Annotated in this window: 11 protein-coding genes; 8 read left to right on the top strand and 3 right to left on the bottom strand. The window is 51.3% G+C overall.

The window, feature by feature from the left end; all coding sequences use genetic code 11:
- The first annotated feature begins 248 nt into the window (after positions 1 to 248).
- The 8 genes from M0P74_06655 (at position 249) to M0P74_06620 (ending at position 9,119) form a co-directional block, all read left to right on the top strand.
- Positions 249 to 896, top strand: coding sequence for a hypothetical protein (locus tag M0P74_06655; protein ID MCK9363265.1), 648 nt, complete (start codon positions 249 to 251; stop codon positions 894 to 896).
- Between the two features lie 227 nt (positions 897 to 1,123).
- Complete coding sequence (locus M0P74_06650) at positions 1,124 to 2,113, top strand: 6-bladed beta-propeller (GenBank protein ID MCK9363264.1); 990 nt, start codon at positions 1,124 to 1,126, stop codon at positions 2,111 to 2,113.
- On the top strand, positions 2,113 to 4,065 hold the full coding sequence (locus M0P74_06645) for a hypothetical protein (GenBank protein MCK9363263.1): 1,953 nt from the start codon (positions 2,113 to 2,115) through the stop codon (positions 4,063 to 4,065). Before M0P74_06650 ends, M0P74_06645 begins: the two co-directional genes overlap by 1 nt.
- Before the next feature lie 2 nt (positions 4,066 to 4,067).
- Entirely contained in the window at positions 4,068 to 5,474 is a 1,407-nt protein-coding gene (locus M0P74_06640) for a cytochrome c biogenesis protein ResB (protein ID MCK9363262.1), read from the top strand.
- Between the two features lie 3 nt (positions 5,475 to 5,477).
- Positions 5,478 to 6,314 carry a cytochrome c biogenesis protein CcsA gene (ccsA, locus tag M0P74_06635; GenBank protein MCK9363261.1) on the top strand — a complete coding sequence of 279 codons (837 nt, stop codon included), beginning with the start codon at positions 5,478 to 5,480 and terminating at the stop codon, positions 6,312 to 6,314.
- 516 nt (positions 6,315 to 6,830) lie between these two features.
- The gene (locus M0P74_06630) at positions 6,831 to 7,109 is read left to right on the top strand and encodes a PqqD family protein (GenBank protein MCK9363260.1); all 279 of its coding nucleotides are present in this window, start codon (positions 6,831 to 6,833) and stop codon (positions 7,107 to 7,109) included.
- 45 nt (positions 7,110 to 7,154) lie between these two features.
- Positions 7,155 to 8,228: an HD-GYP domain-containing protein gene (locus M0P74_06625; protein ID MCK9363259.1), complete on the top strand. Its 1,074-nt coding sequence runs from the start codon at positions 7,155 to 7,157 to the stop codon at positions 8,226 to 8,228.
- Positions 8,229 to 9,119 carry a hypothetical protein gene (locus M0P74_06620; GenBank protein ID MCK9363258.1) on the top strand — a complete coding sequence of 297 codons (891 nt, stop codon included), beginning with the start codon at positions 8,229 to 8,231 and terminating at the stop codon, positions 9,117 to 9,119.
- A gap of 84 nt (positions 9,120 to 9,203) precedes the next feature.
- Here the strand turns inward: M0P74_06620 and M0P74_06615 are convergent, their stop codons facing one another.
- The 3 genes from M0P74_06615 to M0P74_06605 all read right to left on the bottom strand — a co-directional run bounded on the left by M0P74_06615 (position 9,204) and on the right by M0P74_06605 (position 10,786).
- Complete coding sequence (locus M0P74_06615) at positions 9,204 to 9,635, bottom strand: hypothetical protein (protein MCK9363257.1); 432 nt, start codon at positions 9,633 to 9,635, stop codon at positions 9,204 to 9,206.
- A 79-nt stretch (positions 9,636 to 9,714) separates the two neighbouring features.
- Positions 9,715 to 10,113, bottom strand: a complete 399-nt coding sequence (locus M0P74_06610) for a PqqD family protein (protein ID MCK9363256.1) — start codon at positions 10,111 to 10,113, stop codon at positions 9,715 to 9,717.
- A gap of 265 nt (positions 10,114 to 10,378) precedes the next feature.
- Positions 10,379 to 10,786, bottom strand: a complete 408-nt coding sequence (locus M0P74_06605; GenBank protein ID MCK9363255.1) for a hypothetical protein — start codon at positions 10,784 to 10,786, stop codon at positions 10,379 to 10,381.
- Positions 10,787 to 10,869 lie beyond the last annotated feature (83 nt).

Below are 10,869 nucleotides of genomic sequence, written 5' to 3'. Positions count from 1 at the left end.
TTCATGATTGACGATGTCCATTTTGGGCTTGACTATTTTCTATAGAATTATTGAATTTCTCCCGAAATGTTGTTAATTGTCATTCCCGTGAAAACGGGAATCTGGTCTTTTCGGGAACTTATAGATTCCCGCCTGCGCGGGAATGACAAAAGGGTATAGATTTTCAAAGCTCTCTAAGGGGCGTGGCGAGCTAGGGGGATTGCCGCGGGCTTCACCCTCGCAATAACCGGCAAGGAGGAAACCGGACGATGTCGATTGCAGAGCAGATTTTTAAAAAAATGGGCAGCTTTCTGACCGGCGAGAAAATAGACGGGCGAAGAAATAATTTCTTTGTGGAGAAGGATTTTCAGAAAAGATTCATGCTGTTTTTTCTTGTTATAATTTCTCTTTTGATAATTGTTTCCGGGGTTGCTTCTTTCATAATGCTTCGCGGTTTCTTCGAAGAAAGCATGTATTACATTCATCCCAACTTTAAGGGTATAACAGAGATGGCAACGTTCAAGCTTATTCTTTTTTTTGTGGAGTTTTCTGTTATATTCTTCATAATCATCATTATTGCATCAGACATAATGATGAGAAGGATTGCCAAAGAGCTCATGTCTTATGAACGCATCGCCGATCGGTTGGCTGCTCTGGATTTCAGAAAGGCGGCGGCTATTGCGGACGCAAAGCTCTTTTCCCGCCTGCACCGGCAGTATATGTATTTGATAGACAAGTATTCCACCGATGTCTCCCTGCTGAAAGAAAAGTTGACACGGATGCAGGTGTTGATTGCATTACTGGGAGATGGCGACATGCCGGAGGAGAAGAAAAACATGGCAACGACCGAACTCTTTGAGCTTCACAATGCCGTGAAGGCAAAAATGGCGGAGTATAAACTTGATAACTGTCGTTAGAGGTAATTGCAAATCGTTTTGTAAAGCGCAGCTTAATGTCCATAATGCTCTTGTCGGGCATCCATGATCTTAGGCAGTTACAACCTGGATTATGAACATTAAACTTCGTTTTCCCGCCCAGAGTTTACCCCCGCGTAGGCGGGGGCGGGAATGACAGAATTGGGAGTTTTGCAATTGGCTCGTTTTTCAAAGAGGTGGATAGAGCGGGCTTTGAGGTGCATTTTAATATGAGAAGAATTGCTTCCACTATCGTCATCCTGTTGCTTTTGCCTTATGCGGCATGGGCTGATGAGCTTACCTGGCCGCCGCCGCCGGAGATATCGAGGATCAGATTTGTCCAGGAGGTAAGAGGGCCCTCCGATCTTAAGATTAAAAAGTCCTTCTTCAAGAAAATATGGGAATTCATTGCCGGCGACGAGCCGGAGGGGATCAGACGTCCCTTTGCCATCGCTGTCCGGAAAGACCGAATATGCGTTACCGACGTAATCCTTGCCGGGTTTCACCTGTTTGATTTAATAGACAATAACTATAAAATAATTGTTCCCCGGAAGGCAAGGCTGACCTCGCCGGTAGGGGCCGCTTTCACGATTGATGGCCGTCTGCTGGTGACTGATTCGGTTATGAAAAAGGTGCTTGTTTTTAACGGGAAGGGAGGCTTGACCGGGGAATTTGCCGCCGGCTTTCCCTTTCTGCGGCCGACAGCCGTCGCTGTATCGCCGCTGGATAATTCTGTATGGATTTCCGACACGCGCGCACACCAGATTTTCAAATTCAGCCCGACGGGAGAAAAACTGCTCTCATTGGGGAAGAGGGGGACAAACGACGGCGAATTTAACTATCCTACGGGCATTGCCATCGGTAAAGATGGTCGGGTTTATGTCTGCGACACGCTGAATGCGAGGTTACAGGTTTTTTCGGAGACGGGAAAATTCCTCTTTAAATTCGGCAGACATGGTGATTCCACTGGGGATTTTGCCAATCCGAAAGCGGTGGCGCTGGATGGGGATGGCCACATTTACATCGTCGATGGCCTCTTTGATGCTGTACAGATTTTTGATGAAAAAGGTCGGTTGCTGCTGGTCTTCGGGCAGAGGGGGACAAAAAGCGGCGAGTTTTACGTTCCCTCTGCCATTGTTATTGATGAAAAAGACCGGATATTTGTCTCCGATTCCTATAACGGCAGGATACAGATATTTCAATATCTCAGGGAGTATTGATGAAGTACAGGGTATTAATAATAGTTGCGGCAGCGCTCTTTGCCGGAAGCGCACCGGCGGGGGCGAATCTTGCCAGTTCTAAACACAATCTTTCCGTAAGCGGGACGGGAACGATCAAGGCCACGGCGGAAACGGAGCGGTGCATCTTCTGCCACATTCCCCATAACGCCAATCCGGGGGTGCCCCTCTGGAACCATACGGTGACAACTGCGGCATACACCATGTACACCAGCGACTACCTGACGCGCGCCGGTTACGCCACGCCTTCCGATGTGGGACAGCGCTCCCGCCTCTGCCTTTCCTGCCATGACGGCACGGTGGCGATCGGCTCTGTCTATACCGTGCGGGCCGTTGCACAGACGTCGCCCATTGCCATGAGCGGCGTTGACGCCTTCGGAAAAATGCCTGGTACGGCGGCGGGATATCTGGGAACTGATTTGCGGGACGATCACCCGGTTTCGGTAAAATACGATAGCGGGATGACTATTGTTTTCGGTTCAGGCGTTCGCGGCATGGAACTCAAGGCGACGGCCCCCCCCATCAATCCCAAGCCCTACACAGGGGTGAAGCTATACGGGACAGCTACCGGTACAATTAAGGGCTATGTGGAATGCACATCCTGTCACGATCCCCACAATGATGGAAACGGCAAATTTCTCGTTGTTTCCAATACAAGCGGCGCTCTCTGCACCGCCTGTCACGACAAGACAGGCTGGAGCGGCAGCATTCACCAGACATCGGCGAGGGCGATTAACAACCCCAGCGGCGAGACGCAGCCCATCCCGGGGGCGACCGTCGCCGAGGCGGCCTGCGCGGCCTGCCACAAATCGCATTCAGGCGCCGGGACGCCGTATCTTTCGAGAAAACTTGAGGAAAATACCTGCTATAACGGCACATCCACCTCCTGTCACGGCGCCTCGGGGGCGAAGAACATCTATACGGTTTTTCAGCGGGGGATCGTTCATCCGGTCGCCGCTACCGGAAAACACCGGAACCTCGATGTGCTGTATCCTACCGATCTCGGAGCGGCCAACCGGCACGCCGAGTGCAGCGACTGCCACAACCCCCATCAGGCGAAGGATTTGCCGAAACGTGTGGCGGTTGCTTCGTGGTATCCCGCGACCGTCAGTAGCGCCTCCAATCTGGTTGCCAATTCCGGCCCCCTGACCGGCGCAACTGGCGTGGAGCCGACGACAACCCCTCTGTGGACGGCAAGAACAACCTACACCACCCTCAATGCCGCCACTAAGGAGTATCAAATCTGTTACAAATGCCACTCCTGGTACGCCATACGCAACTCCGTTACCCCGCTGGCCTCCTGGGTGGGCCTGTCGAGTGCCTATAGCACCGACCAGGCGTGGGAGTTCAGCCCCGGCAACAAGTCCGCCCATCCGGTAGAGGTGGGCCTGAGCAGCCAGACGGGAAGCTATGCCCCTCGTTCTCTGACGGCAGCCCAGCTCCTGCCTCCCTGGAATGCCAGTGTCGGCGCGCAGACCATGTACTGCTCCGACTGCCACGGCGCCGATAGTGAGAGCTCCACCGACCCCCGGGGACCGCACGGTTCGTATTCCTCCTTCATGCTGAAAGGTCCGAATAAATACTGGCCGAAAAACGCGGGAGGAACTTACTATACGCTCGGCGGCAGTTTGACCGGGCTGTTCTGTCTTAACTGTCATCCCATAAATAGCGGCGGCTGGAAAAATACCGTTCATGCCCGGGTACCTCATTCCTCAAAAGCCTGCCTGAAATGTCATATCGAGGTGCCGCACGGCTCCAGAGTGTCGAGGTTGATGGCCTATACCAACCCGTCGCCTCCCTGGGGTCCCCCCTACAGCGGCCAAAGCAAACTGCGGGGATTCAAGAAGGCCGCCACACCGGACAGCTACAGCGCAGCCTCTTGTTATGTGCCTTCAGCGCAACAGCACAGCAACCCTGTGAACGGAGCCGACTGATAGTGCGGCGCCGCTGGGAAAAAGGAAGAAGTCTGGCTATTTCCACTTTGGGCGTAAAAACAAAAAAGTTTTTTACCTCCCCGAAAACAGTGATCCTGCTGCTTTGCCTGCTGCTTATTGCCTGCCTGGCCGGCGCCCTGATTCCCCAGAGTGCCAACACCCCGTCCTCCTTTTTCGAGGCCTGGCGGATGGAGCATCCCGTCAGCTACCAGTTGGCGATCTGGTTCCAGTTGAACCGGGTATTTTCCTCATTCTGGTTTCTATTCCTCGTCCTTTTAATGTTTTTTTCCATAACCCTATCCCTCCAAGGACAGTTCAGAAAAGCACGGCGCGCCTGCGCCGCCGCGCCACCCCTCTTTCCGCTGACCCCGGAAGTCGTTTTCCAAACCGACGCGTTTGATGCGGCAGCACTGCGAAAGCGTTTCGCGAAACGGGGTTTTCAAAGGGAGACGCATCATCAAGAAAACGCGGAAGGGCTCATTTTTTTCAAAAACAGGCGCAATGTCTGGGGAGGCGTTATCTTCCATGGCGGCATGCTTCTGCTCATCCTCGCCGCCTTGCTGACAGTTGCTGTTCAGAAACGGGGATTCGTGCAACTCATCGAAGGCGACTTCTTCTCCGGCCGGCAGGAGGACTTTCTCAGTTGCGAAAATGGCATTTTCAGCGGCCGCTTCGATCCGGGCTTCGGCATTCAGCTCGAGAAACTCTCTCACTCATACTGGGACACGGGTGAGTTGAAGGAACTAAAAAGCGACGTCATAATCGAGCGGCGGGGATTGTCCGTCAAAAAGTCGCTGACCAGAGGGGAATCATTTGACATTGGGGATGTATCCATCAGTCAGTCGCCCCATTTCGGTTATACCTTGAAGATATCGCTTTCTACCAAAGGCACGGAGGGGCTGCCAACCTATTTTTCCCTCGATATGGCGCCGGCGGGAAGGCCTCTGACTGGACGCAGTGATTTCCCGACGACGGACTACATTCTGGAGATGGCCTTCACCCCGGATCGGAGCGGACGTTCACCTTATCCGCTGGATCCCTCATTACAGTTAAGATTCATGACAGGAGAAAAAGAGGCGGGCCGGGCCGTCCTGAAGCCGGGCGAGGAGGCGCTGGTCGGAGAGTCGCGGTTCAGATTTGAGGAGATAAGGAACTGGAGCGGCCTGAGGCTGACCGAAAACAGTTTCACATCCCTCGTTTACGGAGGATTCCTCCTCAATACTATAGGAATATTAATTATTTTTCTTTTTTCCCCGCAGGAGGTTCTTGTATCCGCAACGAAAGGAGCAGAGGGAATTTTTGTTGTTGGCGTGTCAGTTAAAGCCAGGACTGGGAAAAACATTCTGCTCGCAGACGCTGTGGGGATGGTAAAAGGCCTGCCCGGCGGCAGCCCTGGAACAGGACGATAATTCATGGGAAACGCCCTCCTTGCTAAATATGAAATCATGCTCCACTGGCTTGCCATGACAGCGTATCTGGCGGCGACGCTTTGTTTCTTTCGGGGAACGATCTTGGGCAAAAACAAGTCTCTTGCCTGCGGGATGACGTTCATCCTGGCCGGCTTGCTTCCCCAGACCCTTGCGTTGTTGGTGAGGTGGTCTTATGTCTTCCACGGTCCGTATCTGACCAGATATGAAGTCCTCTCCTCAAGCGCCCTGGTGATGCTTGGCCAGTTTCTGTACCTTTCGCGCCGCCATCCGGAGATTCGCTTCTCCGGCCTTTTCGTGGCGCCGCTTGCCCTTTTCGCGACGTTGGCCGCCCTTTGGTCCGGGACGGCTGTCAAGATGCTTCCGGCGAGCTTTAACAGCCTCTGGGTTCTCCCCCATGTCTTTTTTACAAAGCTGGCCGTGGGCGCATTTTGCATCGCTATTGCGCTGATCGTTACCTACCTGCTGAAGGGCAGGAGGAGTCAGGCGCGATTTATGGCCACGCTTCCCGCCGCGGAGCTTCTGGACGACTATATCTACAAAATCACGGCCTTCGCTTTTTGCTGCTGGACAATTACCATTGCCACAGGCGCACTCTGGGCCCACGAAAGTTGGGAAAGATACTGGGGATGGGATCCGATTGAAACCTGGTCGCTCATAACCTGGCTCTTGCTGGGGGTATATCTGCACCTGCGCCGATTCTTCGGCTGGAAGGGAAAGAGGGGCATCGCCGTTTTGATTATCTGCATCGCCGTATCGCTGCTGACTGTATTTTTCCTTCCTTTTCTTGTGGATTCACTGCACGGCGATTATTACCGGTAACTGCTTTGCCTGTCATTATGCAGACTGAATCCCGGAAGTGTTGCGGAAATGGCAGATTTACGCCTTTGGCCATTGCCATTGCGAGACTTTGAATAACTGCCAATATTGTCATTTCGACCGAAGGGAGAAATCTTTAACTATTCACGAGCATTAAGATTTCTCGTCGCTAACGCTCCTCGAAATGACAAAAATCAAAGATCTCATTGCTTATCGCCATTTTTTATTGCCGAACCGGCCTGTTGTAAAAAAGTGCGGTAATTTACCGAGGCTTCCGAATGCAGTTAGAATTGTGTAGTGGACTGAGTTGAGTTTTATATGAAAATCCCCCCATCCCCCCTTTGCCAAAGGGGGGCAAGGGGGGATTTTCATGCTTCGTTGTGCCCCCCGGGCATGGGGGTTTATAAACAATATCGTTTTTTTCTTGTAAATAGTTGCATATTTATATATTGAGTCCGTGTAAACTTAGGAATAAGCACACATTGTTTTTTAAAGAGGCGTACAATAGAAGAAACAACCTTGATTCGCAATGAGCGAATAATTTTTCGAAAAGAAGGCGACGGCGCCTACCTGTTTGATCCAGATTCCGGAAAGCTCGTGTATGCCAACAGGACCGGGGCGCTGCTCTTTGAGCTTTGCAACGGCAGCAATACCGAGGCGGAGATAACGGCTCAATTGGCCGCTGCTTATAACGCTCCCGGTGAACGGCTGGAACAGGACATTCAGAGTTTTCTGACCAGCATGCTGGAGATGTCCTTTTTGAAAAGAGAATCTGCAGACACGGATAAATTGTCATGATTTCGTGAACACTAAAATAGATAAGGAAAGATGCCGGCGATTATTATGAGAGCAACCGATACCGTAAGAGGTCAAGATGAAACACCCAAGGCAGAAGGCGACCGCAGCGCCACGCCCTTTCGTTTCAGCCAGATTTTCGGCGCCACGCCCTCTCCTCCCCCCGAATCAGCTGCAGTAGATGAGCCCACAGCCCCCAGGAACGGCGGAAAAACACTTGCCTTAAAGAGTAGTCTTGATGCGGAATCCATTTACTCAGTACTGCAGGACTATATGATGGATGTCCGCGTCGGCATAAGGGATGGCGCTGGCATTGGACTTGATCCCGCTGTCCAGATGATTGCCAACATAGTAGATTCACCGGAAGTTCTCGCCGGCATTAATCCGATGATGCTCAATTTTGCCAACGAGCAGGACTATTATATCCTGCAGCCGATCCACACCATGATCTATGCCCTTAAAATAGGATTGCGCCTGAATTATCCCCGGAAGCGGCTTACGGAACTGGGCTTGGCTACGCTTCTGCAAAATGTAGGAATGTTTCTTGTTCCGGATGCCATAATTGGCAAAACTGGCAGTCTGACGGATGAGGAGATTGCAGCCATAAAAAAACATCCAGAAAACGGCCGCGATATATTGCTGCCCTTCGAGAAGGACTTCCCCGCCGTTGTCGAGGCGGTTTATCAGCACCACGAACGGGAGAACGGAAAAGGCTACCCGCAGGGACTAAAGGGTGAAGAGATAGGTGAATATGCCCAAATAATAGGTATTTGTGACTCGTATGAGTCAATGACCCATAATCGTCCCCATAAAAAGGCGCTGTTGCAATTTACCTCCGTCAGACAATTGATTGAAGCGAAAGAGCGATTGTTTGCGCCCCGGATTCTCAAGGTTTTTCTCGACGAGATGTCGCTTTATCCGGTTGGCAGTTACGTTAAGTTAAACAACGGCGCCATCGGCCGGGTGATAAAAACTAACAAGTCGCAACCAGTAAAACCCTTGGTAAGAATTATTTTCGACGGCCTGGGCAATCGGAGCGTAGCGGAAGAACACACGGACCTGTCAACCAACAACGTCCTTAATATTGTTGACGTGGTCGCCGAATGGGAACTGCCAACGTAGATGAAAAAACTGCTCATTGTCATCGCCGGAATATCCGTGGCGATAAGCGGAGATGAAAAAGCAGCTCCCCTGTTAGACCCGCTCCAGAGGCTCTTCCGCGGCTTTCTGATCCCCCAAAGCGATAATTCCGTAACTGTTTCTCTTTCCTATGAGCATTCTGTAACGCTACGCAAATTCAGGGCCGAACCTATCAGGCTGTCGACAACAATAGACAGGGAAACGACGCGCATCATCAACCATGTCGCCAAGCGCTATCCGGTATCGGAAAAAACCCTGCTGGTTGGATTCTTCAACGGCGTGCTTGCGTACAATGTCCATTCCCGCTCAGCCCATATCTTCCTTTTCCGCTCGAAGGGTAAAAATCTTCTCATGGGCAGCCTGTACAAACTGCTGTTTATATTTACGTCATTTCTAATGGCTGCGCAGAAAAAACTGCTTGCGCACGGCGCGGGTCTGCGGATCAACGCGCAGGGGAATCTGTTTTTAGGGATATCCGGCGCCGGGAAAAGCACCGTGGCGGGATTCGTTCCAACAGGGGATGTGCTTTCCGATGATGCCACCGTCGTTGAAAATAGGGGAGGGCATTTCCAAATCCATCCGTCGCCTTTTTCCCAGGTAAACATGTTCGAAAAAAAAGGGGAAACCCATCACCGGCAGGAAGCCCCGCTGGAGAGGATCATTTTTCTGAAAAAAGCGGAACGGCTTGCGCTGCATCCGCGCAACCGGCAATCAGCAATGGCGGAGCTGCTGGCGCTCCATATCCATTATTTCGATTTGATGGATCGGGAATTAAAAACCGCTGTCTTCAATTTCTGCTGTGATTTGTGCGCTGCAATCCCCTCGTTCGACATGGATTTTCAGAAAAATGACGGTTTTCTTTCGCTTTTGTAGAGAAAGATTTACCGTACTGGCAGTTAATTGCTTTGATGAAAACATATCAAAGCGGTTCACCGCGGCATAAATTGCTTATTCTGATCAGTCGTTTTCTTTGCCAAAGCTTCCCGAGTTGCAACAATCTCCAGCCGCCGAACCTGATTTGCACTCATCTCCAGCCGCCGAACCTGATTTGCACTCAGATATTGCCACAGTACCGCTTTTGCAATTGCTTGATTGAGCGGAACTGCCACTTGTGCATGTGTAAGATGCGACGCTGCCGTTTTCGCATTTTCCGCCCAGGGCAGTTGAACCAGATAAGCACTGATGCCCCGGCGATCCGCCGGCCATACACTGTTCTTTCTGCGCCGAGGCCCCGCTTTTACACTGATTCTGCGCAGCGTTTGCGCCGCTCATACACTGCTGTGACGCCCGGGAACCGCTGCGGCACTCTTCTGAGTCTGCGTAGGCAACACTCCCGCTTAAATCAATAATCACCGGCGGTTCATAGGGCAATTTCTTTTTAGTTGTCATAGGACTTCTCCCCAAACACAAAAACAGTGTACTTTAACCGCCTCGCTTCGGCGAGGGAATGTCTTTTTCGTTGCCTTATTCAACAAATAATCAGTCCCTGTCGCTTGAAGGTGCGGAGCGCAATAACCACGTCCTTAAAACAAACGCCTGGCGATACAGCGAAATCCTCGCTAACTGTCTTTGCAATAACTTCCGGACTGTTTTTCCCGTCGCACAGCTCCCAGATGCGGGTGGCAGTATGGTTGAGCCGCATCACGTCCCTTCCGGCATCGGCAAGAACCGCTCCATGTACGTTTCCGTAAAGCGAAACGCCGCTTTTTCTGACGGGCATTCCGTTTAACAAATCCTCCGTTTCATACCAGCTCCAGCAGCCCTTCAGGTGCTCATAAACATTTGCCGGTGTTGGAAACTTCGTCGTCGGCAGCATCACAGCAACCCCGCCTAAAACCGCCAGAAAATTTCTCCTTGCCCTTTTCATCAGTAAACCCCTTCGTTTTTATCGCCCGGCGAGACCTTTGAATAACTGCCAATATTGTCATTTCGACCGAAGGGAGAAATCTTTAACTATGCACGAGCATTAAGATTTCTCGTCGCTAACGCTCCTCGAAATGACAAAATTCAAAGGTCTCCCGGCAGAAACGAGCGCCTTGCCTTCTAAGCTACTCTTTTGCTTACGCCTCGCACCGACATGAAGTCAATAGATATTTCCCGAGAGAGTCTCTTGCCTGAAAAAACGCCGCTTTTTATAATACCCCCAGCATGCCGCCTACGGCCATGGAAATCTCCGCAAAACAGAGCCGGTAATGGTAGATCGTCAAGTGGTAAGGATCCTTAATGTCTGAGTCAACATCTTGATATCCTTTTATGAAAGATTTGAGAAGCCGTATCTTTGCTGCCGCGTCAGGGTATCTTTCGCACAGATGCCTTCTCTGCTCATCCTCCATAACCGCGATTAAATCCGCATTGACAACCATGTCATCCGTCAGCAACTTCGAGATATGACTGCCTCCCTCAATCCCGTTTTCTTCAAGTATTTTGACGGCAAACGGATCTGCCTGCTTCCCTTTCATGTCGATCAGAGCAGCAGACGAAACGGCTATATCCCTTCTCCCCTTCTTTTTGAGTTTGTTCGTAAGTATGGCCTCCGCCATAAAACTTCTGACAATATTTGCGGTGCAGACAAATAAAACATTCATAAATATCCAGATCGCACAGGCAAACACCAACCAGCCAC

It is taken from the genome of Syntrophales bacterium, assembly GCA_023229765.1.
Classification (GTDB): domain Bacteria; phylum Desulfobacterota; class Syntrophia; order Syntrophales; family UBA5619; genus DYTH01.
This window is presented reverse-complemented; position numbering and strand designations above follow the sequence as displayed.